Source organism: Nocardia colli (genome assembly GCF_008704205.1).
GTDB classification, from domain to species: domain Bacteria; phylum Actinomycetota; class Actinomycetes; order Mycobacteriales; family Mycobacteriaceae; genus Nocardia; species Nocardia colli.
Genome location: NZ_VXLC01000033.1, coordinates 100,304 through 125,942 on the forward strand (window position 1 = coordinate 100,304; position 25,639 = coordinate 125,942).

Annotated in this window: 22 protein-coding genes and 1 pseudogene; 19 read left to right on the forward strand and 4 right to left on the reverse strand. The window is 67.8% G+C overall.

Annotated features, from left to right (window positions below):
* Position 1: 1 nt before the first annotated feature.
* A complete protein-coding gene (locus F3087_RS41300) occupies positions 2-370 on the reverse strand; it encodes a hypothetical protein (protein WP_150407624.1) in 369 nt (122 codons plus the stop codon).
* 137 nt (positions 371-507) lie between these two features.
* Positions 508-1,095: a hypothetical protein gene (locus tag F3087_RS41305; RefSeq protein WP_150407625.1), complete on the reverse strand. Its 588-nt coding sequence runs from the start codon at positions 1,093-1,095 to the stop codon at positions 508-510.
* 56 nt (positions 1,096-1,151) lie between these two features.
* Here F3087_RS41305 and F3087_RS41310 point away from each other — a divergent pair, with 56 nt between their 5' ends.
* The 11 genes from F3087_RS41310 (at position 1,152) to F3087_RS41360 (ending at position 11,060) form a co-directional block, all read left to right on the forward strand.
* Entirely contained in the window at positions 1,152-1,652 is a 501-nt protein-coding gene (locus tag F3087_RS41310; RefSeq protein WP_150407626.1) for a MarR family winged helix-turn-helix transcriptional regulator, read from the forward strand.
* A 34-nt stretch (positions 1,653-1,686) separates the two neighbouring features.
* Positions 1,687-2,454, forward strand: a complete 768-nt coding sequence (locus tag F3087_RS41315; protein ID WP_150407627.1) for an alpha/beta hydrolase — start codon at positions 1,687-1,689, stop codon at positions 2,452-2,454.
* Positions 2,455-2,480: 26 nt separating this feature from the next.
* Positions 2,481-2,999 (forward strand): hypothetical protein, encoded by a 519-nt coding sequence (locus F3087_RS46315; RefSeq protein WP_191094401.1) that lies wholly within the window; start codon positions 2,481-2,483, stop codon positions 2,997-2,999.
* Between the two features lie 44 nt (positions 3,000-3,043).
* The gene (locus tag F3087_RS41325; protein ID WP_150407628.1) at positions 3,044-4,066 is read left to right on the forward strand and encodes a hypothetical protein; all 1,023 of its coding nucleotides are present in this window, start codon (positions 3,044-3,046) and stop codon (positions 4,064-4,066) included.
* 478 nt (positions 4,067-4,544) lie between these two features.
* Positions 4,545-7,247 carry a sensor histidine kinase gene (locus tag F3087_RS41330; RefSeq protein ID WP_223885745.1) on the forward strand — a complete coding sequence of 901 codons (2,703 nt, stop codon included), beginning with the start codon at positions 4,545-4,547 and terminating at the stop codon, positions 7,245-7,247.
* The gene (locus tag F3087_RS41335; RefSeq protein ID WP_223885746.1) at positions 7,244-7,672 is read left to right on the forward strand and encodes a roadblock/LC7 domain-containing protein; all 429 of its coding nucleotides are present in this window, start codon (positions 7,244-7,246) and stop codon (positions 7,670-7,672) included. The genes F3087_RS41330 and F3087_RS41335 overlap by 4 nt, the downstream gene beginning before the upstream one ends.
* Positions 7,673-7,716: 44 nt before the next feature.
* Positions 7,717-8,115: a DUF742 domain-containing protein gene (locus F3087_RS41340; RefSeq protein ID WP_223885747.1), complete on the forward strand. Its 399-nt coding sequence runs from the start codon at positions 7,717-7,719 to the stop codon at positions 8,113-8,115.
* A gap of 28 nt (positions 8,116-8,143) precedes the next feature.
* A complete protein-coding gene (locus F3087_RS41345; RefSeq protein WP_150407655.1) occupies positions 8,144-8,707 on the forward strand; it encodes a GTP-binding protein in 564 nt (187 codons plus the stop codon).
* 85 nt (positions 8,708-8,792) lie between these two features.
* The gene (locus F3087_RS41350) at positions 8,793-9,350 is read left to right on the forward strand and encodes a sugar O-acetyltransferase (RefSeq protein WP_150407630.1); all 558 of its coding nucleotides are present in this window, start codon (positions 8,793-8,795) and stop codon (positions 9,348-9,350) included.
* 31 nt (positions 9,351-9,381) lie between these two features.
* On the forward strand, positions 9,382-10,521 hold the full coding sequence (locus F3087_RS41355) for an AAA family ATPase (protein ID WP_150407631.1): 1,140 nt from the start codon (positions 9,382-9,384) through the stop codon (positions 10,519-10,521).
* Between the two features lie 119 nt (positions 10,522-10,640).
* Entirely contained in the window at positions 10,641-11,060 is a 420-nt protein-coding gene (locus F3087_RS41360) for a VOC family protein (protein WP_150407632.1), read from the forward strand.
* Between the two features lie 39 nt (positions 11,061-11,099).
* Here the strand turns inward: F3087_RS41360 and F3087_RS41365 are convergent, their stop codons facing one another.
* Positions 11,100-11,597 carry a nitroreductase family deazaflavin-dependent oxidoreductase gene (locus F3087_RS41365; protein ID WP_191094403.1) on the reverse strand — a complete coding sequence of 166 codons (498 nt, stop codon included), beginning with the start codon at positions 11,595-11,597 and terminating at the stop codon, positions 11,100-11,102.
* A 100-nt stretch (positions 11,598-11,697) separates the two neighbouring features.
* Between F3087_RS41365 and ppc the strand changes: the two genes are divergently transcribed.
* Entirely contained in the window at positions 11,698-14,469 is a 2,772-nt protein-coding gene (gene ppc, locus F3087_RS41370) for a phosphoenolpyruvate carboxylase (RefSeq protein ID WP_150407634.1), read from the forward strand.
* 4 nt (positions 14,470-14,473) lie between these two features.
* On the opposite strand, the gene F3087_RS41375 is transcribed toward ppc, so the two are convergent.
* Positions 14,474-15,373, reverse strand: a complete 900-nt coding sequence (locus F3087_RS41375) for a LysR family transcriptional regulator (protein ID WP_150407635.1) — start codon at positions 15,371-15,373, stop codon at positions 14,474-14,476.
* A gap of 71 nt (positions 15,374-15,444) precedes the next feature.
* Here F3087_RS41375 and F3087_RS41380 point away from each other — a divergent pair, with 71 nt between their 5' ends.
* From F3087_RS41380 to F3087_RS46975, 7 genes and pseudogenes are all read left to right on the forward strand, one after another.
* Positions 15,445-17,226 (forward strand): gamma-glutamyltransferase family protein, encoded by a 1,782-nt coding sequence (locus F3087_RS41380; protein WP_150407636.1) that lies wholly within the window; start codon positions 15,445-15,447, stop codon positions 17,224-17,226.
* A gap of 162 nt (positions 17,227-17,388) precedes the next feature.
* Complete coding sequence (locus F3087_RS41385; RefSeq protein WP_150407637.1) at positions 17,389-19,020, forward strand: ABC transporter substrate-binding protein; 1,632 nt, start codon at positions 17,389-17,391, stop codon at positions 19,018-19,020.
* Between the two features lie 183 nt (positions 19,021-19,203).
* Complete coding sequence (locus F3087_RS41390; protein ID WP_150407638.1) at positions 19,204-20,835, forward strand: ABC transporter substrate-binding protein; 1,632 nt, start codon at positions 19,204-19,206, stop codon at positions 20,833-20,835.
* A 6-nt stretch (positions 20,836-20,841) separates the two neighbouring features.
* Positions 20,842-21,798 carry an ABC transporter permease gene (locus F3087_RS41395; protein WP_150407639.1) on the forward strand — a complete coding sequence of 319 codons (957 nt, stop codon included), beginning with the start codon at positions 20,842-20,844 and terminating at the stop codon, positions 21,796-21,798.
* Positions 21,795-22,709 (forward strand): ABC transporter permease, encoded by a 915-nt coding sequence (locus F3087_RS41400; RefSeq protein WP_223885748.1) that lies wholly within the window; start codon positions 21,795-21,797, stop codon positions 22,707-22,709. The genes F3087_RS41395 and F3087_RS41400 overlap by 4 nt, the downstream gene beginning before the upstream one ends.
* 11 nt (positions 22,710-22,720) lie before the next feature.
* A pseudogene (locus F3087_RS41405) lies at positions 22,721-23,644 on the forward strand (ABC transporter ATP-binding protein); the annotation flags it as partial.
* Positions 23,645-25,219: 1,575 nt separating this feature from the next.
* Positions 25,220-25,639: ATP-binding cassette domain-containing protein (locus F3087_RS46975; RefSeq protein WP_223885751.1), on the forward strand; the 420-nt coding region annotated here is incomplete at its 3' end.

The following is a 25,639-nucleotide window of genomic DNA, read 5'->3' on the forward strand; positions in this document are numbered from 1 at the left end:
GCTAGCTGGTGCGGCACGCCTGGTCGAGGGCCGACATGGCGTTCTGCAATTCCTGGTCCTGGAGCACGGCGCCGAGTTGGTCGTCCGATGCCGTGGCCGCCTTGTTCATGTATGGCACGGCGCCCGCGATGGCGGTCTTCACCGGGCCTTCGTCGGCATTGGCCGCCACCGCGTCCAACTTCCCGGCCGCGGTGCCGAACGCCGCCTTCACCTCTGCCGCGGACCCGCCGCCGTTCGCCTTGGACGCGTTGATCCCGGTGGTCAGCTCGTTGGCCGTCGCGCTGACGGACGCGCACGTGTCCGCATCGCTCACGGCACCCGCGGGCCCGGCAGCGGCGGTGAAGCCGGCGAGCGCCGTCACGAGAGTCACAGTCGCGAGAATCGTTGTCCGCATAAAAGACGTTCCCTTTCGTCGGTTGACAATCCCCGCCTTGTATACCCGCTCCGGCAGCATCCGAAGCGGCCCGATTTCGGCGAGTCGCACAGCTGCACGGTCGTGCAATTCGGTCAGGCGGGCTCGGGAAGCACGCGCTGCTCGGCCGCCGAAATGCGCTCGACCACTGGTTTCTGTGCGACGACAAGCAGCGCGGCACCGCCCGCGAGGACCGGAACCGCGTACGCCGACATCGCGGCGAAACCCAGCGATGTCCACATCGCCAGCATGAACACCGCGAGCAGTCCAGCGGTCCCCGCCGCGGTGATCCGGGGGACCAGTCCGGCCACCAGCGCGATACCGAGGCCGAACTCGAGAATCGTCGCCGCGACGGCTGCGGGGGAGGCCAGTCCACTGACGAAGCCGGGCAACAATGTTCGCGTGTAGTCGACGAAAGCGTCGAACGATCCCCACGAAACGCCGGCGTCACCTGGCCCGCCGAGCAGCCCGAATCGATCGGCCACCGAGCCGAGCAGCAGTAACCCGAGCACCACCCGCACGACGACGCTCACCACCCGAACCCGTCCGAGCGTCCCGACCTGAACCGCGACGACCGCAACCGCCGTCGCGGTGATCCAGCCGAGCGATCCGTCGAAGAACAACAGCCAGGCCAGTTCGGTGACCAATGCGGCGCAAGCAAAACCCAATGCGGCAGTACGCATATCAGAACCCTTCGAGATAGTAAGGTGCCTTACCAACACTAAGAGCGAGAGGGAAAATGGTCAAGCGCCTTACTAATCCGTTGGTCGACCGTCCCGCACCCCTGGGCAACCTGCTTTCCGCCGCCGCGCGCACCCTGGCCGCGGAACTCGACGCAGGCATCGCCGCAGCGGGTTTCGACGATGTCCGCGCGGCGCACGCCCCGGTCTTCCAGCTGATCGAACCGGACGGTACCCGGCTGACCGCGCTGGCGGAGCGGGCCGGCATGACCAAGCAGGCGATGGGCGAACTGGTCCGTCATCTCGAAGGGCACGGCTACGTCGAGGTCGACATCGATCCCGCCGACCGCCGCGCCCGGCTGGTCCGCCTGACCAAGCGCGGCTGGGCCGTGGTCGACGCGGGCGTCGCGGTGGTCGAGCGGTTCGACCGCCATCTCGACGAGATCGTCGGCGCCGACGAGGTCGCCCGCCTGCGCGGCACGCTGCTGCGGATCATCGGCGGCGCGGGCTCGAGCTACGCCACCGAACCGCAGCATCCGAAAGTCATGCGGGTCGAGTGACCAAAACCGGCGGGGGAGGGGTAAGAACGACATCATGCGACACCCGGCCAGTCCGATCCTGAACGCGCTGACCTATCTGCCCGATCGGCAGATCGTGCAGACGCCCGCCGTCCTCGGCATGTCGTACACCGACCTGTCGATCAGCACCGCCGACGGCGAAACGCTGCACGGCTGGTGGGTGCCCGCGCCGAAGTCGATCGGGCACATCCTGTTCGCGCACGGCAACGCCGGCAATGTCGGCGATCGGATCGCCCTGTTCGCGCTGCTGGTCGAGGCCGGATTCGATGTGCTCGCGTTCGACTATCGCGGCTACGGGCAGAGCACCGGCCGCCCCACCGAGCACGGCACCTACCTGGACGCCAGGGCGGCTCGGCGGGTATTGCTCGAACAGCCGGGCGTCGACCCGAATCACGTTCTCTACCTGGGGAAGTCACTCGGCGGCGGGGTCATGACGGAACTGGCGCTCGCGCATCCGCCCGCCGGGCTGATGCTGATGTCCACCTTCTCCGGCCTGCGCGACGCCGCCAGATCCGTCTATCCGTTCCTGCCGGGCCCGCTCGTCCCCGACGCGTACCCGAACGAGAAGCGCATCCGCTCGCTGCGCGCCCCGGTCCTGATCATGCACGGCGACCAGGACGAACTGCTCCCGCTGCGGCACGCCGAACGCCTGTACGCCGCCGCCCGCGAACCGAAGAAGCTGAAGGTGTTTCCCGGCGCGGGGCACAACGATCTGCTCATGGTGGGCGGCTCCGCCTGGTTCGAGCTGGTGCGTGACTGGGCCGGTGCGATCGTCCGGGCGTGAGGTCCGCGCCTGCGTAGCCTGGTGATATGACTGAAAACAGCGAGATCGCCGCCCGTTTGGCCGCGCTGTCCGACCGCGAATTGGCGGGTGTACTGCTGGTCGCCACCGCGGAACGCCCCGGTTTCGAGGTCGTGCACGCCGCCCTGCTCGGCCTGCTGGAAACCGGTGATACGACAACTGTCGGCGGTGTGACTCCTACCACGATGCCCGCGTCGGTGCATGACGCGCCGCCGCTGCACGACGTATCCGGCCAGGTCGGAGGCGGTTCTGCGGTACCCGCGGTACCGGTACCGCCGACCGGTATCCCGGCACCGACTGAGACAGGCGGATATTCGCCCTCCGGTGTCCCTACTTGGGGGTCAGTTCGCGATAAGGTCGAGCAGCGCTTCGGCACCGCGCAGGGCATGGGCGAGCTGGATCAGCAGACCCCGGCGGGCCGCAGCGTCGACGAGCAATGGGACGCGCGCGAGCAGGCGGCGCGTGAACGCCTGGATCAGATACGGAAGTCGTTGCGCGGCAACGATACCGAAACACACGGACCGTAACCTGATCCGGCGCACCGGACTACGACTGTGATGGGTGGAACACGATGACGGAGCCGCGCGAGATTGCCGAACGGCTACTCGATGCCCAGGTGGAATTCCTGCTCGCCGAGGTCAGCGGTGATCGATTCGCGGAAGTTGTTGCCCGCGATGTCGATTCGGTGCTCGGCGTCGCGGACACGCTGATCTTCCGCGACATCGTCGAGGTCGATCAGGCCAAGCAGACCGTCGCGACCATCATCGATCTGATCGGCGGCAGCCCGGTGATCGCGGACATGGTCGGGGTTTTCGCCGATTCGATCTACGACAACATCGCCGCCAACAACGACTACACCCTCGGCCAGGTGGTCGACCGCGAGCCGGTCGAGGCATTGCTGGAGAAGATCTTCGGCATGCACCAGGCACAGGAGCGGATCCTGGACCGGCTCACCGAGAGCCCGCTGGTCGCCACCGTCGCGTCGAAGTTCGTGGACAAGCTGATCTCCGACTTCATGGAGGCGAACAAGCAGATCGCCGGCAAGATCCCCGGCGTCTCCTCGCTGATCTCCATGGGCCAGTCCGCGGCCAAGACCGCGAAGAAGGCGACGGAGAGCACGTTCATCGGCGACATGGCAGGCAAGGGCGCGGTTTTCGCGCTCAAGCGAACCAACAACGCGATCCGCGAAATGCTGCGGGACGCACCGGTGCACGACGCGGCCATGGAATTCTGGGATCTGCACGCCGACGAGCCGGTCAGCGGCCTGCGCGATTATCTGTCGCAGAAGGACCTGAACGAACTGGTGCTGATCTGCTACGAAATCGCAGTCACCACACGGGAGAAGGAATACTTCGGGCTGCTCGTCGACGAATGTGTCGAGGTGTTCTTCGCGAAGTACGGCGATTACACGCTCGCGGCCATGTTGCCCGAGCTGGGACTGTCCGCCGCCGACATCAGCGCTGAAATCTTGCGCTACGGTCCCGCGGTCATCGAGGGCGCCAAGCGAAACGGCGTGCTGTCCACGTTGATTCGCGAGCGGCTCGAGCCGTTCTACACCTCGGAGAAGGTACTCGCCATTCTCGGCGGCGCGTAACCCCCCATCCTTCGCTAGCTGAGTGGTTGCCGGCCGGGCGCCACTCACCTGCGCGCACGGTGCGGCGGGCCGGTGTGAGCTGCGCTCGCACGAGGTGCGCACGGCGCCGCGACTCCGCTACTATCCGAGGGCATTTCGGGCCGGCGCCCGGATGCCGGCTGATCGTCCTGATGTCCCCGCCGAGCAGGGTGGGACATTAAGTTCTGCTTCAAGCTTGTAGCACTTATCTGTCCCAAACTGGACAGTTGGCGGCAACAGGTTGCAGCACGGGTTGAAAAGTATGAACAAAGTTCCCTATTCGGGGTTCTCGAGTTGACGCCGGACCGGGCATATGGGATTTTGCTCGGAGACTTTCCGTGCGCTCGTCGTGGAGCTGTCACGGCCGGCTTTTCGGAGGAGTAGCAGGTTGGTGCGTTCACGTCTACGGCAACCAAAGCCCGGGGACACACCGGATCTCACTATTGCGGTTCCCTCCGCGTTGCCCAGCGGGAGAATTTCGGCCATCGCGCGGCCGCGCACCATCGGCGGTCAGCTGACCCGAATTCTGGCGCTCGCGCTGATTCTGGTGCTCGCGTTGCTGGGAGTCACTGTCTATCGCGAACTCTCGGACTACCGCGAGGCCGACGACACGGTGAAGGCCGTCTCGCTGGCGCTGAACGTGCAGGACCTCACCAACCAGATCCAGCGTGAGCTCGGTCTGAGTAACGGCCTGCTCGGCGGCGACAACCGCCTGCAGCAGCCGTTGCTCGATCAGCGCGGCAAGGTCGACGCCGCGCTCGGCTCGCTCACCAGCGCCGCCGCCGGGGATGCCCCTGGCGCGGACCAGGTTCGGGCCGCGCTCGGCCAGCTGAATCTGCTGGCGAACACGCGCACGCAGATCGACTCGCGCCGGGTCAGCCGCCAGGTGGTGTTCCAGTTCTACACCGACGCCGTCACCGCGCTGAACCGCCTCGCGCTCGGCCTCGACCAGGCCCGCGACCCGCAGATCCAGCGCGGCCTGCAGGCCCTGTACGCGCTCGGCGCGGCCAAGGAGGAGGTCGACAAGGAGCGCGGCTTCCTCAACGGCGTCTTCACCGCGGGCCGGTTCAACGGCGGCGAGTACGTGCAGTTCATGGAGATCCGCTCGACCAAGCTCGCGGGCTTCACCGCGTTCTCCCGCTACGCGACCAAGAGCCAGCAGGCCAAGCTGGACGCGGCGCAACTGAGCGAGAATGCCACCAAGGCAGACCAATCCGAGAGCGTCGCGATCGCCTCCAGCGACGGGCCGCTGGTCCGCGAGGTCGATCCGATGACCTGGTGGACGCAGATGTCCAGCGTCCTCGACGAACAGCGCACCGTGCAGCAGGCCGTCGGCGACGACGTGCAGGCCCGTGCGGACAGCCTGCGCGCCGCCGCGGCCACCAAGCTGATCGCCTTCCTCGTCGCCTCGGCCATCGCCATCGCCGCGATGATCGCGCTGGTGATCACCTCGGTGCGGGCCATCGTGCGCCCGCTGGCCGCGCTGGCCGGTGAGGCCGACGACGTGGCCTCGCGCCGACTACCCCAGGTCATCGAGGCGTGGTCGCGGGCCGACGACAGCCGGCCGGAGGCGCCGATGCCGGTGCTGGCGCCCGCGGGTGCGAGTACCGAAATCGCCGCGCTGGCAGGCGCGCTGAACCGCGTGCAGACCACCGCCTTCGAGCTCGCCTCGCAGCAGGCGCTGGTCCGCCGCAACACCACGGAGTCGATGGCCAACCTGGCCCGGCGCAACCAGAACCTGGTGCGCCGCCAGCTCGGCCTGATCAGCGAGTTCGAACGCGAGGAACTCGATCCCAAGGGTCTGTCCAACCTGTTCGAGCTCGACCACCTCGCTACTCGCATGCGCCGCAACGCCGAAAGCCTGCTGGTGCTCGTCGGCGAGGCGAGCCCGCGCCGCTGGGCACAGCCGATCGCGCTGAGCGACGTCATCCGCGCCGGCCTGTCCGAGGTCGACGACTACCGCCGGGTGGTGCTGCGCCGGGTGGACGACGTGATGATCACCGGCGCGGTGGTCAGCGAGCTGGCGCACATGCTGGCCGAGCTGATCGAGAACGGACTCGCGTTCTCCCCACCGGATCTCGAGGTCGAGATCTACGGCCGCCGGGTGCCGCACGGGTACCTGCTGGCCGTGGTCGACCACGGTGTCGGCATGCCGATGGACCAGCTGGCCCAGTCCAACGCCAGGCTGCGCGGCGAGCAGGACTTCATCGTCGCGCCGACCCGCTACCTCGGCCACTACGTGGTCGGTCGCCTGGCCGAGCGGCTCGGCATCGACGTCGAGCTCAATGTCTCGCCGGTCAGCGGCATCGTTGCCCGGATGTCGCTGCCGCTGGAAATCCTTGTCCAGGAACAAGATCGACGCCCGGCCGCGGTGCAGGCGAAGATCTCCGGCACCGGGCTGGAGCGGTCCTGGGGCGCCGATTCGGAGTCGAACAACGTGCCCGAACTGGAGCCGGCGCCGAATGCCAACGGCGCCATGACCTCTCCGGCCGTGATCCGCGGCAACGCGCCCGAACCGATTCCGCCGAGCCCGCGCGGTCCCGCGCATGCGGCGCCCGCCGTCTCGGCGAGCGAGCAGAACGGTGCGGACCGCCGGGCCGAGGGTCCTTGGACCGCGGCGCAGCGGGCGGTACCGCGCAACGACCAGTACAACGGTCCGCAGCATGCCGCGCCGAGCGCCCCCGCGCCCTCCGCATACTCCCAATTCGTGTCCCCGCCAACGGTTTCCACGCCCCCGCCGGCGCCGCCGCAGCAGTCGGACAACCTGACCGACACCGGAACCTGGCGACTGCCCGATTCGCCGGACGGTCACTACGGTGTGGCCGAAAGCCTGTACAGCGGAAACGGATCGGCCGGCTCGGGCTCCGCGCAGCGCACCACGCGTAACGGACTTGTCAAGCGCAACAAGAAGTCTCGCACCGCGGGCACCGCGCCGGGCGCCGATCCGCGGCGCGACGCCAACGGCGCCGCCGAACGTCCGGATCGGGCGCCGATTCCGGAGCGTTCGCCGGATGAAACCCGTAGCATGCTTTCGTCGTTCCGGGCCGGACACGAGCGCGGCGCCCCGCCGCCGCCGTCGACCACCCGTCCCTATGTCGGTGCCCGCGACCACGACACCCGCGCCGACGATCAGGCTCAGACCATCGCAGAGGAGAACCGGTGACCACTCACTTGCCGAGCGCCGACCCGCACACGTTCAACTGGATGCTCGCGAACTTCGTCCGGGAAACCGACGGTGTCCGCGACACCGTCGCGGTCTCCTCGGACGGATTGCTCATCGCGATGTCGGATGGCCTGGACCGCACCTCGGCGGACCGCCTCTCGGCCATGGTTTCGGGGCTGGCCAGCCTCGCCAAGAGCGCGTCACGCAGTTACTCCTTCGACGGACTCAAACTGATCATGATCGAGATGAAGCGGGGCTTCCTGCTCGTCTCGGCCATGGGTGACGGCAGCTGCCTCGGCGTAATCGCCGACGGCAGTTGCGATGTCGGCCTTGTCGGCTACGAAATGGCCGTGCTGGCCGAACGCGCCGGGTCGCTCCTTGACCCGACGTTGATATCCGAGTTGCGAGAGACGTTGCGAAGATGAGAGATCCTGACCGGCCGAGGCTGCCGGACCCGCGGATGATCCCGATGAATCAGATGTTCGGGTGGTTCGATCCGGACCGCCCAGGCCAGCAACAACCACCGGCCGAAGAACTTGTCGACAGTGATGAACAGTTTGTGCGTCCCTTTGTCGTCACCGCGGGGCGCACTACGCCGTTGATGGACGGTTTGCGCATCGAAACCCTGGTGCAGGCGCCGCCCTCGGCGCTTTCCGCACCGCTGCAATTCGAACAGCGCACCGTGGTGCAGCTGTGTCAGCAGCCCCATTCCATCGCCGAAATCGGTACCGCGCTGCGTGTTCCGGTCGGTGTAGCGAAGGTCGTCGTGAGCGACCTCGTCGCCGGTGGGTACGCGACCGTGCGCGAGGCCGATCAACTGTCCACCGCTGCCATCGAGAGGATCAGGGACCTTGTACGGGCACTCTGACATGAACACTGCGCCGCCACCGCCGACGATGCCGTCTTCGGTGAAGATCGTGATCAGCGGCGGATTCGGTGTCGGCAAAACAACATTCATCGGCGCGATCTCCGAGATCGAGCCGCTGGTCACCGAGGCGGCGATGACCGAGGTGTCGCTCGGCATCGACGATCCGGGCCGGCGCGCGGAGAAGACGCAGACCACGGTCGCGCTCGACTTCGGCCGAATCACGTTGGACCGCTCGCTGATTCTGTACCTGTTCGGCACGCCCGGCCAGGATCGCTTCGTCTTCCTCTGGGACGACCTGGTGGACGGCGCGCTCGGCGCGGTGATCATGGTGGACACCAGCCGGATCGGGGACTGCTACCCGGTGCTGGACTACTTCGAGGAGAAGCAGACGCCGTTCGTGGTGGTGGTCAACCGCTTCGACAACGGCGTGCACTTCGACCTCGGCGAGGTACGCGAGGCCCTGGAGCTCGACGACTGGATCCCGGTCCTGGAATGCGATGCGCGCGACCGTGAATCGGTCAAAGACGTGCTCGTCGCCCTCCTGGAGCAGGTCCTGTTCCATCGACTATCGGTGCAGGGACTGCCTGCCTGACGTTCTCCATCGAACGGGACACGACCACGGCAGCCGTCGACCACGGGGCCGGGTCCTGTCCCGTTCGGCGTCTAAGGTGGCGGGGGTGGGTGAGCAGAAGGAGCGGATGCTCCGCGGGGAGTTGTACCGGGACAACGATCCTGAGCTGGAGGCCGAACGCGAGCGCGCGCAGCGGTTGTGCGACGAGTTCAATCGCAGCGAGGCCGGCGAACGGGCGGGGCGCGAGGCGACGCTGCGGGCGTTGCTCGGGAAGTTCGGCGAGGGGTCGTGGATCAGGCCGCGGTTCCAGTGCGACTACGGCTATCTGATCGAGATCGGGACGAACAGTTTCCTGAATTTCGATGCGATCCTGCTGGATTGCGCGCCGATCAGCATCGGCAACGACGTATCGATCGGGCCGCGGTGTCAGTTGCTGACCGCGTTGCACCCGATGGAAGACCACGAACTGCGCCGGCAGCGCTGGGAGACCGCGGCGCCGATCCGGATCGGCAACAACGTGTGGTTCGGCGGCGGGGTCATCGTGTGTCCGGGCGTGACCGTCGGGGACGACACCGTGGTCGGTGCGGGCAGCGTGGTCACCCGGGATCTGCCGCCGAAGGTGTTCGCGGCGGGCAACCCCGCGCGCGTGATCCGCGAGCTCTGAGCCTGTCGTAGCCCATAGTTAGCCTGGGGGAATGTTGCGGACTCTGGCCATCGAGAACTACCGGTCGTTGCGTCAGCTGACCATGCCGTTGGGGCAGCTCAATGTGGTGACCGGAGCCAACGGCAGCGGCAAATCCAGTCTGTACCGGACGCTGCGGCTGCTGGCCGACTTCTCCCGCAACGGGGCCATCGCCGCGCTCGCGCGCGAAGGGGGAGTGGCCTCGACCCTGTGGGCGGGTCAGGGCGGCATCGGCGACCGAACGTCCAAGAGCGATCCGGTCGGCGTCCGGGTCGGATTCGCCGGGGAGGACTTCGGGTACGCCGCCGAACTGGGCATGCCGGTGCCCGATGCCACCTCGATGTTCAACCTCGATCCGGTGATCAAGGCCGAAGCGGTGTGGGCCGGGCCGGTGCTGCGCCCGTCCACCTTGCTGGCCGAGCGCGGCGGCCCGGTGGTGCGCCTGCGCGACGACGACGGCGGCTGGGCGATGGTGCCGCACACCGTGCAACCGTTCGACAGCATGCTCAGCGAACTCGCCGATCCGCAGAGCGCGCCGGACCTGCTGGTGCTGCGCGAACGCATCCGATCCTGGCGGTTCTACGACCATCTCCGCACCGACGCCGACGCGCCCGCCCGGGCGCCACAGGTCGGCACCCGCACGACGGTCCTGAGCCACGACGGCGCCGACCTCGCCGCGGCGCTGCAAACCATCCGCGAGATCGGCGACGTCCACATCCTCGCCCAGGCCGTCGATCGCGCGTTCCCCGGCAGCGAGGTCGAAATCATCGACCGCGACGGCAGATTCGAGCTCGCGCTCTATCAGCGCGGCCTGGTCCGCCCGCTCGGCGGCGCCGAGCTCTCCGACGGCACCCTGCGCTATCTGCTCCTGGTCGCCGCCCTGCTGACCCCGCGCCCACCCGAACTCCTGGTCCTCAACGAGCCCGAAACCAGCCTGCATCCCGAACTGCTGGCCCCGCTCGCCGAGCTCATCGCCACCGTCTCCGAGCACACCCAGGTCGTGGTCGTCACGCACGCGCAACCGCTGGTCACCGCGCTGACCGCGAGCGCGCCGGAACTGCACACGCTCGAGCTGGTCAAGGAGAACGGCGCGACGACCATCGCGGGTCAGGGCCTGCTCGACCAACCGCCTTGGTACTGGCCGAAGCGCTAGCCAGTGGTCGGCTTCCGGCGATAGTTCCGGTCTGTGATGACGGACACGCCCCCGGCCGATGAGTTCGCCTCGGTCTCGCCGTCTGTAGTGATGTCCCGCCTACTTAAGGAGAACTAACAATGAGCAACGGCAAAGATCTCGCACTCACCCATGTCGGAATGCTCGTCGGCGATCAGGACAAGGCGCTCGAGTTCTATCGCGACGTGCTCGGCCTCGAGGTCCGCCAGGACATGCCGTTCCCCGGCGGCCGCTGGCTGACCGTCGGACCGGCCGATCAGCACGGCCTGGAATTCATCCTCGAGGTGCCGGAGATGAATCCGGACGCGGTGGCGCGCGAGGCGGCGCAGGCGCGACTGAAGAACGGCGCGGCGGGCACGCTGATCTTCACCGTCCAGTCGGCCGACGACACCTTCGCCCGGCTGCGCGACGCCGGCGTCGAGGTCACCCAGGAACCGATCACCCAGCCCTACGGCATGCGGGACTGCGGCTTCCGCGACCCGTGGGGCAACCACCTCCGGTTCTCCGAGGTCCTCGGCTGAGTCACCCGAAACGCGTTGACCCCCTGGGTTTCCCAGGGGTCAGCCGGCGCGGGTCAGCACCGCGACCGGCAGCTTGCGTGACGTGAGCGCCTGGTAGGTCTCGAAATCCGGATACTGGGCGACCAACTTGCGCCAGTACCCGGCGTATTCGGCCGGATCGGTGATCACCCGCGCGGTCACGTCCCAGGTTTCCCGGCCGACCCGCACCTGCCCGCCGCCGGCCGCCACCAGATTGCCCCACCAGGCCGGCGCCTTCGGGTTGCCGCCGTAGGACCCGGTGACCAGCAGATCGTCGCCGTCGCGGACCAGCATCAGGATCACCGGGCGCGGCTCACCCGTCTTGCGCCCGGGCACGGTCAGCTGGAATACCGGGCGGCCCATGAACTTTCCGAGCACCGTGCCGTTGAATCGTTGATACACCGCGTTGTGCAGGCGGCTCTGCCAGCGACTGATCGCGTTCAGCCGGGTGCTGCCGAAATGCGCGAATCGGCCGCTGAGCGTGAGCGCGGCGGAACTGTCGGGGTGGTGCTCGGCCATGGTCGTCCTCCCGTGCTGCGACGCCGTGCCATGGCCCGCGGCGACACGATGTGGGCGGCGTCGCATACCAACGGGGACCGGACGGCAATACTGTCTGATCATGGGTGAATCGACGAGCGAGACGCAACACGACGCCATCCGGCCGCTACGCGACGACATCCGGTTTCTCGGCGGGGTCCTCGGCGACGCCATCCGCGACCACGAGGGTCCCGAGGTGTTCGACCTGATCGAGCGGGTGCGCATCGAGGCCTTCCGGGTGCGCCGCGCCGAGGTCGAGCGCAGCGCGGTGGCGGAGATGCTCGACGGGGTCGACATCGCGGTCGCGCTGCCGCTGATCCGCGCGTTCAGCTACTTCGTGCTGCTGGCCAACCTGGCCGAGGACATCCAGCGTGATCGCCGGCGCAAGGCGCACGAGGCGGCCGGTGAGCCGCCGCAGGACTCGTCGCTGGCCGCCACCTATCGCAAGCTCGACGCGGCGGCGCTGGACGGCGCCGAGGTCGCCGACCTGCTGGCCGACGCGCTGGTGTCGCCGGTGATCACCGCGCACCCCACCGAAACCCGCCGCCGCACGGTCTTCGACAGCCAGACCCGGATCACCGAGCTGATGCGGCTGCGTCAGCGCTACACCGAAACCGACCGGGAGCGCGCCGAATTCGAGCAGCAGATCCGCAGGCAGGTGCTGAGCCTGTGGCGCACCGCGCTGATCCGGTTGCAGCGCTTGCGGATCCAGGACGAGATCTCGGTCGGCTTGCGCTACTACGACATCACCCTGTTCGACGTGATCCCGGCGATCAACGCCGAGGTGCGCGCGGCGCTGCGCTCGCGCTGGCCCGGCGCCGAACTGCTGCCCCGGCCGATCCTGCGCCCCGGTTCCTGGATCGGCGGCGACCGCGACGGAAACCCGTTCGTGACAGCCGATGTCGTGCGCCAGGCCGGGCACCAGGCGGCGACGGTCGCCTTCTCCCGGTATCTGCGCGAACTCGTGGAACTGGAGAAGGCGCTGGCCCTCTCGGCGCGACTGGTGCAGGTGACACCCGAGGTCGCCGCCCTGGCCGAGGCCGGATACCCCGACCCCGCCACCCACGCCGACGAACCGTATCGCCGTGCGCTGCACACCATTCGCGGCCGATTGACCGCGACCGCGCAGCGTGCGCTCGGTGAAGTCCCGCCGGACGGACTCGACGTCGGCGCGGAACCGTACCCGACCCCGCAAGCTGTGCTCGACGATCTCGACGCGGTGGACGCCTCCCTGCGTGGCAGCGGCGACGACCTGCTCGCCGACGACCGCCTCGCCGCACTGCGCCACGCCATCGAGACCTTCGGTTTTCACCTTCAGGGCCTGGACATGCGGCAGAACTCGGAGGTGCACGAACAGGTCGTCGCCGAGCTGTTCGCCTGGGCGGGAGTGCATCCGGACTACGCGAGCCTGCCCGAACCCGAGCGCGTCGAACTGCTCGCCGAGGAACTGCGCACCCGCCGCCCGCTGCTCGGCCCGCACGCCCGGCTGAGCGAACTGGCCCGCAAGGAGGTCGACATCGTCTGCGCCGCACGCGATGTCGTCGACACCTTCGGCACCGAAGCGGTGCCCAACTACATCATCAGCATGTGCACCTCGGTCAGCGACATGCTGGAGGCGGCGCTGCTGCTGAAGGAGGGCGGCCTGCTCGATCCGGGCGAGCCGGACGGCCCGCCGCACTGCTCGGTGGGCATCGTCCCGCTGTTCGAGACGATCGAGGACCTCGGCGCCGGAGCGGCGACTTTGGCTGCCGCACTGGATGTTCCGGTGTACCGCGACCTGGTCGTCGCCCGGGGGATGCGGCAGGAGGTCATGCTCGGATACTCGGACTCCAACAAGGACGGCGGGTACCTTGCCGCCAACTGGGCCCTGTACCGGGCTGAACTCGACCTCGTAGAGGTCGCGCGCAAGGCCGGAATCCGGTTGCGGCTCTTCCACGGTCGCGGCGGCACCGTCGGTCGCGGCGGCGGCCGCAGCTACGATGCCATCCTCGCCCAGCCCGCCGGCGCCGTGCGCGGCTCGCTGCGGCTGACCGAGCAGGGCGAGGTGATCGCCGCCAAGTACGCCGAACCCGGTGCGGCGCACCGCAACCTGGAGTCGTTGATCGCGGGCACCTTGGAGTCCACGCTGCTCGACGTGGAGGGCCTCGGCGCGGACGCGGAGCCGTCCTACGAACTCATGGACGAACTCGCCGACCGAGCCCGCGCCGCCTACGCCCGCCTGGTGCACCAAACACCGGGATTCGTCGAGTATTTCCGCCAGTCCACCCCGGTGGCCGAGGTCGGCGACCTGAACATCGGCAGCAGGCCCGCCTCGCGCAAACCGACCAACTCGGTGTCGGACCTGCGCGCCATCCCGTGGGTGATGTCCTGGAGCCAGGCCCGGGTGATGCTGCCGGGCTGGTACGGCACCGGCACCGCGCTGGAGGAGTGGATCGGCGGCGATCCCGAACGCCTTGCGACGCTGACCGATCTGTATCTGCGCTGGCCGTTCCTGCGCACCGTGCTGTCGAACCTGGCGCAGGTGATGGCCAAGAGCGACCTCGACATCGCCGCCCGCTACGCCGAACTGGTCGAGGACGCGGCGCTGCGCGAGCAGATCTTCGGCATGATCCGCGACGAGCACGCTCGGACCATCCGGATGCACGCCGCGATCACCGGCAACGATCACCTGCTCGCCGACAACCCGTCGCTGGCCGAGTCGATCCACAACCGCTTCCCGTACCTGGAGCCGCTGAACCAGATGCAGGTGGAGCTGCTGCGAAGGCTTCGCGCGGGCGATGATTCGGAGCTGGTCAAGCGCGGCATCCTGCTCACCATGAACGGCCTCGCCACCGCACTGCGCAACTCGGGTTAGCGAATCACCGTGCCGCGCGTGCCCGTTCGGCCTGCGCGAGCGTGGTATCGACGAACGCCTGTGCCGCGGCGGTCAACGGACCGCCGCGGTGCACCAGCCACTGCGGCAGCTTCTCCGGCGGATCGAACCGATAGACCTCGGCCCCGGCGCGCATCGCCAGGTCGTGCCAGCCGTCCGGCATCAGCCCGGAGCCGATGCCGCGCAGCACCATCGGCAGCACCACGCTGCGGTCGCCGACCTCGGCCGCGATGTGCAGATCGCCGACGGTGGCGGCGAGCCGATCGAAGCGCGCCCGGACCGCGGTGGCCGGCTGGGTGATGACAAAGCTCATCCCGCGCAGGTCTTCTGGCGTAACTGTGCCATCGATGCCGATCTTCGTGCCCGGGGGAGTGACGAGCAGGAACTGCTCGTCGCGCAGGTGATGGGCCACCAAACCGCGCCCCGCGGGCCGCTCCGCACTGCCGCAGACCCCCGCCTCGCAGCGCCCGCGCAACACCATGGCGACCACCTCGGCGGCGGACAGTGCCGACCAGGTGCCGACGGTCAGCCCGGGGTGATGCTCGCGCAGTTCGGCGATGGTGCTGATCACCGGCTCCAGCGTCGAGGATGAGGTGGCCGCCACATCCACCCGCCCGACCACGCCCTCACCGACCGCCTGCGCGGCGGCCCGCAAGGCGTCGAGATCGCGCAGCACCTGCCGCGCCCGATCGGCCATGAACTCGCCCGCGTTGCTGAGCACCGCATTGCGCCCGACCCGGTGGAACAGCGCCACCCCGAGCTCGCGCTCCAGCTTGCCGATCGCCCGGGACAGCGACGGCTGGGCTACCCGCAGGGCCCGCGCGGCGTGGGTGAACCCGCCGTGCTCGACGATGGCGACGAAGTACTCGAGCTGCCTGCGTTCCATAACCATAGGCTATCGGTTTGGTGCCATAGATGTCTTGGACGTACGTACCGCTATAGGGCGATACTCGGCAGGTGTTCACCACGCGTCCTACCTTGCAGGGCACCTTCGGGATGGTGTCGTCAACCCACTGGCTCGCCTCGGCCGCCGCGATGGCGGTGCTCGAGGACGACGGTAACGCGTTCGACGCGGCGGTCGCCGCGGGGTTCGTGTTGCACGTGGTCGAGCCGCATCTGAACGGCCCGGCCGGTGAGGTGCCGATCATTCTCGCACCCGCGGGCCTGCCGCCGCGCGTGCTGTGCGGCCAGGGTCCGGCCCCGGCCGGCGCCACCATCGCCCGCTACAACGCGCTCGGCCTGGACCTGGTGCCCGGCACCGGTCCGCTCGCCGCCGCCGTCCCCGGCGCGTTCGACGCCTGGATGCTGCTGCTGCGCGATCACGGCACGAAGCGACTGTCCGAGGTGCTGTCCTACGCGATCGGCAATGCCGAGCGCGGTCACCCCGCGGTCGAGCGGGTCGGCGAGACCGTCGAGACGGTCTCCGAGCTGTTCGAGAACGAATGGACCACCTCCGCCGAGCTCTACCTGAAAGACGGAAAGGCCCCTGCCGCAGGCGCATTGCTGCGCAATCCGGCGCTCGCCGGCACCTGGCGCCGGCTGATCGCCGAGGCCGAGGCCGCGAGTGCGGACCGGGACGGCCAGATCGAGGCCGCCCGGCGCATCTGGCGCGAGGGCTTCATCGCCGACGCGCTGGCCGCCGCGGCCGCGCGCCCGACCATGGACACCTCCGGCGAACGCCACATCGGCTGGCTGACCGGTGACGACCTCGCGAATTTCAGTGCGACATACGAGAATCCGGTCACCTACGACTGGAACGGCTGGACCGTGGCCAAGCCCGGACTGTGGAGCCAGGGCCCGGTCCTGCTGCAACAGCTCGCGCTGCTGCCGGAACGGCTGGAGTACGGCACGCCGGAGTACTACCACACGCTGATCGAGGGCTCGAAGCTCGCGATGGCCGACCGTGAGGCGTGGTACGGCGACAGCACCCAGGTTTCGCTGTCGACCCTGCTTTCCCCCTGGTACAACGCGCAGCGCAGCGCGCTGATCGGACCGCAGGCGTCCTTCGAACTCCGCCCCGGCAGCCCGGACGGCCTGCGGCCGCGACTGAGCGGTTACGTGCAGACCAATTCCGTTGGGGCCGTTGATGCCGCGGTCGGCGCGGGCGAGCCGACGGTGGCCACCTCCGGTGCGACCCGCGGCGACACCTGCCAGCTCGACATCGTGGACCGCTGGGGCAACATGATCGCGGCGACGCCCAGTGGTGGCTGGCTGCAATCGAATCCGGTGGTCCCCGAACTCGGCTTCCCGCTCGGCACCCGACTACAGATGTCCTGGCTAGAGCCGGGACTGCCCAACTCGCTCGCGCCGGGCCGCCGCCCGCGCACCACGCTCAGCCCGTCGCTGGCGCTGCGCGACGGCGAAGCGGTGATGGCGTTCGGTACGCCGGGCGGCGATCAACAGGATCAGTGGAGCCTGCATTTCTTCCTGGCGGTGGCGCTGCGCGAAAAAGTGCGCGGCGGTCTCGATCTGCAAGGCGCCATCGATGCCCCGAACTGGCATCAGGAAAGTTTCCCCGGCTCGTTCTATCCGCGGGCGATGAGCCCGGGTGCGGTGATCGTGGAGTCGCGCATCGGCACCGAGGTGATCGCCGACCTCGAACGACGCGGACACAGCGTGACGGTGGGCCCGCCGTGGTCGGAAGGCCGGTTGTGCGCGGTAGCTCGCGACCGCGAGAACGGTGTACTTTCAGCTGGAGCCAATCCCCGGGGCATGCAGGGCTACGCCGCGGGACGATAACTGAACGACTAAATGGAGAATAGCGGTCCGGTTACGCCGGACCGCTATTTGTCGTGTCATTTGGAAGTTCCCGCCGATTCGAGTGATGGCGTGCACAAGAACATTCTACGAAAAGGAATACCCGGCGAGAAAAGTGCGAAACGTTGAAGTATCTTGTAGCGCATGCTCGCTCGCTTCACACGGATGCTGGTGCTCGGCGTAACCGCCGTCGCCATCGCTTCCTGCGCACCGGTACAGCACCCCGCTGGGACCGCAACGCACACAGATGATTACGGCACACCCGTGGGATCGCAGCCGGTACGTGAGGGCGGCGACCTGGTGATGGGCCTTTCCTCCGAACCCGACAAGCTCGACCCGACCACCTCCAGCTCCCTCTACACGCGTTACGTCATGAACTCGATCTGCGAGAAGCTCTATGACAACGACGCGTCCGGAAATCTGGTGCCGCAGTTGGCCACCGCGCTGCCCACCGTCTCCGAGGACGGCCTGACCGTCACCATTCCGGTCCGCAACGACATCAAATTCGCCGACGGCGCCCCGTTCGACGCCGCCGCGGTGCAGACCAGCCTGCAGCGCCACCTCACCATGAAGACCTCGCAGCGGACCAGCGAAATGGGCCCGGTCGCCTCGATCGAGACCGCCGATCCGTCGCACGTTGTGATTCGCTACAAAAAGCCCTTCGCGCCGATCACCGCCGCGCTCGCCGACCGCGCCGGAATGATCATGTCCCCGGTCGAACTCGCGAAGGACGAGGGCAAGAACTTCGCCGATCACCCGGTGTGCGTCGGGCCGTTCAAGTTCGTCAAGCGCATCCCGCAGACCTCGATCATCGTCGAACGCGATCCGCTGTACTACGACGCGAAGAAGGTGCACCTGGACACGGTCACCTACCGGATCATGATCGACGCCAATATTCGCGCGTCGAACCTGCGTTCCGGTGACATCCAGGTCGCCGACACCATCTCCCCGCAGGACGTGGACGCGCTGGCCAAGAATCCGGACCTGCGCCTGCTGCAGTCGGGATCGCTCGGCTTCCAAGGCATCTACCTCAATATCGGCAATGTCGACGGCGTCGGCAAGCCCGCCAAGCCGATCGACACCCCGCTGGCCAAGAACGCGAAGATCCGCGAGGCGCTCTCGCTGAGCGTCGACCGGCAGACCCTGGTCAACACGGTATTCAACAACTGGTACGAGCCCGCGTGCTCGGGGATCGTGCCGAAGAGCACCTATGCCACGCCGGCCGGAATCGCGTGCCCCGCTTACGATCCGCAGAAGTCGAAGCAATTGCTCGCCGAGGCCGGTGTGCAGCTGCCGTACCCGATCACCATGCAGGTCACCAATTCCCAGGATCAGCTGCGGTACGCGCAGGCGTTGCAGGCCAACGTCGCCGAGGGCGGATTCGACCTGAAGATCGTGCCCACCGAATACTCGACCCTGTTGGACGTGCAGAAGCGCGGCACCTACGAGGCCTTGTTCCTCGGCTGGTCCGGCCGGCTCGACCCGGACGCCAATATCACCCGATTCATGACCACCGGTTCGGGCGGTAACTACGGTGGTTTCAGTTCACCTAAACTCGACGACTTGCTCGCCAAGGCCGCACGCACCACCGATACCGCGCAGCGTGCCGAACTCTATGGGCAGTCGACAAAGGTGATCCAAGAGGAGAACCCGTACATCTACACCTACCGAATCCGCGTGCTGACCGTGCACACCGCGCGGGTGACCGGCATCGAGGCTTACGCCGACGGTGTGGTGCGCCTCGGTAAGGCCGCCTTCACGGATGAGAAGAGCTGAATAGGCGCTGCGTAGCGCAATAGCCGAACATCGACGCGGAATAGCGGTCCGGATTCGCCGGACCGCTATTTTCCGTATCGATTTCCGCTCGCCGTGATTTCTACCGGTGGCGGCTAAGAGAACAATGTACAAAAAGAAACGGTGGTGGCGAAAAATGCACCGTGTTGAAGTATGTTGTAGCGCATGCTCGTTCGCTCCACTCGGATGGCGGTCCTCGGTGTCGTCGCCGCCGTCCTCGCTGCCTGCGCACCGACGCAACACGCCACCCCGACCGCAACGCACGTCGACGATTACGGCACGCCCATCGGTACGCAGCCGGTGCGTGAGGGTGGTGACCTGGTGATGGGCCTGTCGAACGAACCCGACAAGCTCGATCCGACCACTTCCAGCTCGCTCTACATGCGCTACGTGATGAGCACGATCTGCGAGAAGCTCTACGACAACGATGCCTCCGGAAACCTGGTGCCGCAGTTGGCCACCGCGCTGCCGGACATCTCGCCGGACGGGCTCACCGTCACCATTCCCGTACGCAGCGGGATCCAGTTCGCCGACGGCACCCAGTTCAACGCCGCCGCGGTCGAGACCAGCCTGCAGCGGCACTGGAAGATGGAGGGTTCCCAGCGTACCGGCGAGATAGGCCCGATCGACGAGATCGAAGCCGTCGACTCGACGCACGTGACGATCAGGTACAAGGAGCCGTTCGCGCCGCTCACCGCCGCGCTCGCGGACCGCGCCGGGATGATCATGTCGCCGGCCGCGCTCAAGGAGTCGGAGAAGAACTTCGGCGATCACCCGGTGTGCGTCGGGCCGTTCAAGTTCGTCAAGCGGGTGCCCAACACCTCGATCCAGGTGGCCCGCGACCCGCTGTACTACGACGCGAAGAACGTGCACTTCGATTCGATCACCTATCGGATCATGCCGGACGCCAAGACCAGGTCGGCGAACCTGCGCTCCGGCGACATCCAGGTCGGCGACACGATGTCCCCGATGGATATCGACAGCCTGGTGAAGCTGCCGCAGCTGCGGGTCCTGCAATCGGGTTCGTTCGGTTTCCAGGGCTTGTATCTCAATATCGGCAATGTCGACGGCGCGGGTAAACCGGTCAAGCCGATCAACACCGCCATCGCCAAGGATGCCCGGGTCCGGCTGGCGTTCTCGCTGGCCACGGACCGGGAATCGCTGGTCAAGAAGGTGTTCAACAACTGGTACGACACGGCCTGCACGCCGATCGCGCCCCGTACCTCGTACGCGACGCAGGCCAGCACCGCCTGCCCGCTCTTCGATCCGAAGCGATCCAAAGAGCTGCTCGAGGAGGCCGGCGTGCAACTGCCGTATCCGGTCACCATGCAGGTCACCAACACTCAGGACTATCTCCAGTACGCCGAAGCGCTGCGGGACAGCGTCGCGCAAGGCGGGTTCGATCTGCGGATCGTGCCGACCGAATACTCGGCCATGCTGGACGCGCAGAAGCGCGGCACCTACGAGGCCCTGCTGCTCGGCTGGTCGGGCCGGCTCGACCCGGACGGCAATACCGCCCGGTTCCTGACCACCGGCTCGAGCGGTAACTACAGCGGCTACAACTCCCGGGAACTGGACGAGATCCTCGGCTGGGCCGCACACAGTACGAGCGCCGCGCAACGCGGTGCGCTTTATGAGCAGGCGGTTCGGTTCATCGCGCGGGAAAACCCGTTCATCTATACCTACCGGCTGCGTAACTTGACCGTGCACTCGACATGGGTGACGGGCATCGAGGTGTATGCCGACGGCGCTGTCCGGCTCGGCAAGGCCGCGTTCGTCGCGGATCGGAAGGGCTGAAAAACCATGTTGCAGTATGTGTTCCACCGTCTGTGGCAGTCCGCTGTCACGTTGGTGCTCGCCTCGATCGTGGTCTTCGTCGGGGTGCGCGCGCTGCCCGGTGACCCCGCCACGACGATGGCGGGCGAACAGGCCGATCCGGCGGCGATCGCCGCCGTGCGCGCCGATCTCGGACTGGATCAGTCCCTGCCGGTGCAGTACTTCCAATTCGTCTGGCACGCGCTGACCGGCGACTTCGGCCGGTCCATCCGCACCGGAACGCCGGTGATCGACATGATCGGCACCACGCTGCCGGTGACCGTGCAGCTCGCGGTGTACGCGATGATCATCGCGGTGCTGGCCGGCGTGATCGGCGGCGTCATCGCGGCGGTCTACCGCGGTCGCTGGCCCGAGTGGGTGGCCAACGGGTTCTCGCTGGCCGCGCTGTCGGTGCCCACGTTCTGGGTCGGCATCCTCGCGGTGCTGTATCTCTCGGTGCAGCTCAACTGGTTCCCGGCCTCCGGCTACGTCTCGCCGTTCGAGCATCCGCTGCGCGGCCTCTACTTCCTCACCCTGCCCGCGATCATCCTCGGCCTCGCGCACGCGGCGGTGGTGCAGCGTCAGACCCGCTCGTCGATGGTGGAGACGCTGACCGCCGACTTCGTCCGCACGGCCAGGGCCAAGGGCCTGAGCCGCCCCGCGGTGATCTTCCGTTTCGGCCTGCGCAACAGCCTGATCGTGGTCACCACGATCGTCGGCCTGCAACTCGGCGGGCTCATCGCCGGCGCGGTGGTCACCGAGCGCATCTTCAGCCTGCCCGGCATGGGCAAGCTGACCCTCGACTCGGTGTTCACCCGGGACTACCCGGTGATCCAGGCGGTCATCATGGTGATCGCCACCGCCTACATCGTGATCAACCTGCTGGTCGATGTGCTGTACACGGTGATCGACCCCCGCGTGCGAGTGTCCGGGAGGGCGCAGTGACCATTACCGATACCCCGGCCGTCGAGACCAGTCCCGGCGTCGAGAACAAGCCCCTCGAGACCCCGCCGCTGACCGCGGTGCGCGGGCGGGTGCTGCGCCAGCTGTGGCGCAACCCGCTCGGCATGGTCGGCGCGGTGCTGCTGCTGATCGTGATCTTCGTCGGCGTGTTCGCGCCGCTGCTGGCGCCCTACTCGCCGAGCGAGGTGCACTTCTCCACCCCGTTCCAGCAGCCGGGCACCGTCGGATTCCTTTTGGGCACAGACGATCTGGGCCGCGACATCCTCTCCCGCGTGCTCTACGGCACCCGCGCCTCGCTCGAGGTCGGCGTGCTCTCGGTGCTGTGCGCGGTGCTCATCGGCGTGCCGCTCGGCCTGCTCGCCGGCTACTGGCGGACGCTGGACATGATCCTGTCCCGCCTGTCCGACGTGCTGCTCGCCTTCCCGTTCATCATCCTCGCGGTCGGCCTGACCGCGATCAACGGCGGCGGCCTGGCCGACGCCGCCATCGCGCTCGGCATCGCCCAGGTGCCGATCATGATGCGGGTGGTGCGCGCGGAAACGTTGCGGCTCAAGGAAACCGACTTCGTGCTCGCCGCGACCACGATGGACGTGCCGGCCTGGCGCATCCTCGGCGAGCACATCCTGCCCAACTCGCTGGCCCCGATCATCGTGCAGGCCACGGTGATCATGCCGACCGCGGTGATCGGCGAGGCGATCCTGTCCTTCCTCGGACTCGGCATCAAGCCGCCCGCGCCCAGCCTGGGCATCATGCTGTCCGACGCACAGCAGTACCTGCTCCGCACGCCGTGGCCGGGCATCTTCCCCGGTGTGGCGCTCGCGATCATCTGCTTGGGATTCAACCTCTTCGGCGACGCCCTGCGGGACGCGCTCGACCCGAAGACACGGCGCTGAAGGAGCCCGCAATGAGTGAACCACTTCTGGAGATCAGCGATCTGCGGGTGTCCTTCGGCGCGGTGAACGCCGTCAAGGGCGCGGACCTGGTCGTGCAGCCGGGGGAGCGGGTCGCGGTGGTCGGCGCCTCCGGATCCGGCAAATCCACACTGGCCCATGCGATCATCGGCCTGCTGCCGGGTTCCGGCGCGGTCACCGGCGGCAGCATCCGGTGGCGCGGCGAGGACATCACGCACGCCGAGGAGAAGCGGCTGCGCGCGTTGCGCGGCAAGGAGATCGGGCTCGTCCCGCAGGACCCGATGTCGAACCTGAACCCGGTGTCCCGGGTCGGCCGGCAGGTCTCGGAAACCCTGCTGGCACACAAGATCTGCTCGCGCAGCGAGGCGAAAGAGCGGGCCATCGAGCTGCTCGGCCAGGCCGGGCTGCCCGAGCCCGCGCGCCGGGCGCGGCAATACCCGCACGAGTTCTCCGGTGGTATGCGCCAGCGTGCGCTGATCGCCATCGGACTGGCCTGCCGGCCGGATCTGCTGATCGCCGATGAGCCGACGTCGGCGCTGGATGTGACTGTGCAGCGGCAGATTCTGGATCATCTGGAGAAGCTGACCCAGGAGCTGGGTACGGCGCTGCTGCTGGTTACGCACGATCTCGGGCTGGCCGCGGAGCGGGCGGACCGGGTCGTGGTGATGTCGGACGGGCGGATCGTCGAGTCCGGGCCTGCTCGGCAGGTGCTGACGGATCCGCAGGAGGAGTACACGCGGCGGTTGGTCGCGGCCGCGCCGGCGTTGATCGCGCCGCGGCGGGCCGATCCGGTTGTCGTGGATGAGGTGCTCGAGGAGCAGGCCGCCGTCGAGACGGTGGTTGCCGAGACCGCTGTCGCCGCGCTGGCTGTCGCCGAAAAGCCTACTGACAGTGCGGATGTCGAGGAGAAGGCGGTCGAGGGCAGCGTCGTCGATGAGGGCGACGTTGCCGAGGAGAAGGCCGCCGACGGCGCGGTTGCCGTCGCAGCCTCCGCAAATGGCAAGTCCACCAACGGCAAAGTGGCTGCCGAGAAGGTAGTTGCCGAGAAGTCCGCTGACGACGAGGGTTCCGACGCGGAAGTCGTTGTCGAGAAGGCGGGCGACAAAGCGGCCGGCGCGGAAGCTGTTGCCGGTGACGAGGTTGCCGCCGACAAGGCTGTTGAGGCGGATGTTGCTGGCGACGACAAGGTTGCCGACGAGAAGGCCCTTGGCGACAAGGCGGTCGACGCGAAGGTCGCTGACGACGAGTCCGCTGGTGACAAGGCGGTCGACGCGAAGGTCGCTGACGACGAGTCCGCTGGTGACAAGGCGGTCGACGCGAAGGTCGTTGGTGACGAGTCCGCTGGTGACAAGGCGGTCGACGCGAAGGTCGCTGACGACGAGTCCGCTGGTGACAAGGCGGTCGACGCGAAGGTCGTTGGTGACGAGTCCGCTGGTGACAAGGCGGTCGACGCGAAGGTCGCTGACGACGAGTCCGCTGGTGACAAGGCGGTCGACGCGAAGGTCGTTGGTGACGAGTCCGCTGGTGACAAGGCGGTCGACGCGAAGGTCGCTGACGACGAGTCCGCTGGTGACAAGGCGGTCGACGCGAAGGTCGTTGGTGACGAGTCCGCTGGTGACAAGGCGGTCGACGCGAAGGTCGCTGACGACGAGTCCGCTGGTGACAAGGCGGTCGACGCGAAGGTCGTTGGTGACGAGTCCGCTGGTGACAAGGCGGTCGACGCGAAGGTCGCTGACGACGAGTCCGCTGGTGACAAGGCGGTCGACGCGAAGGTCGTTGGTGACGAGTCCGCTGGTGACAAGGCGGTCGACGCGAAGGTCGCTGACGACGAGTCCGCTGGTGACAAGGCGGTCGACGCGAAGGTCGTTGGTGACGAGTCCGCTGGTGACAAGGCGGTCGACGCGAAGGTCGCTGACGACGAGTCCGTTGGCGGCAAGGCGGTCGACGCGAAGGTCGTTGGTGACGAGTCCGTTGGCGGCAAGGCGGTCGACGCGAAGGTCGTTGGTGACGAGTCCGCTGGCGACAACGCGGTCGACGCGAAGATCGCCGATGACGAGTCCGTTGGCGCGAAGGTCGCCGACGCGAAGGTCGCCGACGCGAAGGTCGCCGACGCGAAGGTCGCCGACGCGAAGGTCGCCGACGCGAAGGTCGCTGGCCCGAAGGGCGTTAGCGCGAAGGTCGCTGGCGCGAAGGGCGTTGGCGATGAAGCCGCAGACGAGACAGTCGTTGTCGCGGAGAAGGTGGCCGACGGCGAAGCTGCCGACGCGGAGGTCGGCGACGACAAGGCGGCTGCGGCGAAGTCCGACGATGCGAAGGTGTCCGTCGACAAGGCGACCGAGACCGGCGACGCGAAGGTGTCCGCCGCGGAGGCTGCCGAGGCCGAGACCGTAATTGTGGAGCCCGCCAAGGCTTCTCCGATCCTCGAGGTCTCCGGCATCAGCAAGGAGTACAAGATCCGTGGTCGCGGCGGCGTGCTGCGCGCGGTCGACAACGTGTCGTTCTCCATCACCCGCGGCCGCACCACGGCGATCGTCGGCGAGTCCGGTTCGGGCAAGACCACGACCGCGCGGATGGTGCTCGGCCTGGTGTCCGCCACCTCCGGCACGATCAAGTTGAACGGCGTCGACATGGTCGGCCTCAGCGGTGCGCCGTTGCGGGCGGCGCGGTTGTCGATGCAGCCGGTGTTCCAGGATCCGTACGCGTCGCTGGATCCGATGTGGACGGTCGAGCGGTTGATCGCGGAACCGTTGCGCGCCTTCGGCATCGGTGATCGCGCAGCCCGCCGCAAGCGGGTGTCCGAACTGCTGGAGCAGGTCGCGTTGCCCGCCGCGATGGCGCATCGCTACCCGAACGAGCTGTCCGGCGGTCAGCGTCAGCGGGTCGCGATCGCCCGGGCCCTGGCCATCGAGCCG

Excerpts from the sequence above, each read along its gene's own strand:
- F3087_RS41305 (WP_150407625.1), bottom strand. The coding sequence starts at position 1,095 with ATGCGTACTGCCGCATTGGGTTTTGCTTGCGCCGCATTGGTCACCGAA.
- F3087_RS41310 (WP_150407626.1), top strand. The coding sequence starts at position 1,152 with ATGGTCAAGCGCCTTACTAATCCGTTGGTCGACCGTCCCGCACCCCTG.
- F3087_RS41315 (WP_150407627.1), top strand. The coding sequence starts at position 1,687 with ATGCGACACCCGGCCAGTCCGATCCTGAACGCGCTGACCTATCTGCCC.
- F3087_RS46315 (WP_191094401.1), top strand. The coding sequence starts at position 2,481 with ATGACTGAAAACAGCGAGATCGCCGCCCGTTTGGCCGCGCTGTCCGAC.
- F3087_RS41325 (WP_150407628.1), top strand. The coding sequence starts at position 3,044 with ATGACGGAGCCGCGCGAGATTGCCGAACGGCTACTCGATGCCCAGGTG.
- F3087_RS41340 (WP_223885747.1), top strand. The coding sequence starts at position 7,717 with ATGAATCAGATGTTCGGGTGGTTCGATCCGGACCGCCCAGGCCAGCAA.
- F3087_RS41345 (WP_150407655.1), top strand. The coding sequence starts at position 8,144 with ATGCCGTCTTCGGTGAAGATCGTGATCAGCGGCGGATTCGGTGTCGGC.
- F3087_RS41355 (WP_150407631.1), top strand. The coding sequence starts at position 9,382 with ATGTTGCGGACTCTGGCCATCGAGAACTACCGGTCGTTGCGTCAGCTG.
- F3087_RS41360 (WP_150407632.1), top strand. The coding sequence starts at position 10,641 with ATGAGCAACGGCAAAGATCTCGCACTCACCCATGTCGGAATGCTCGTC.
- F3087_RS41365 (WP_191094403.1), bottom strand. The coding sequence starts at position 11,597 with ATGGCCGAGCACCACCCCGACAGTTCCGCCGCGCTCACGCTCAGCGGC.
- ppc (WP_150407634.1), top strand. The coding sequence starts at position 11,698 with ATGGGTGAATCGACGAGCGAGACGCAACACGACGCCATCCGGCCGCTA.
- F3087_RS41375 (WP_150407635.1), bottom strand. The coding sequence starts at position 15,373 with ATGGAACGCAGGCAGCTCGAGTACTTCGTCGCCATCGTCGAGCACGGC.
- F3087_RS41385 (WP_150407637.1), top strand. The coding sequence starts at position 17,389 with ATGCTCGCTCGCTTCACACGGATGCTGGTGCTCGGCGTAACCGCCGTC.
- F3087_RS41390 (WP_150407638.1), top strand. The coding sequence starts at position 19,204 with ATGCTCGTTCGCTCCACTCGGATGGCGGTCCTCGGTGTCGTCGCCGCC.
- F3087_RS41395 (WP_150407639.1), top strand. The coding sequence starts at position 20,842 with ATGTTGCAGTATGTGTTCCACCGTCTGTGGCAGTCCGCTGTCACGTTG.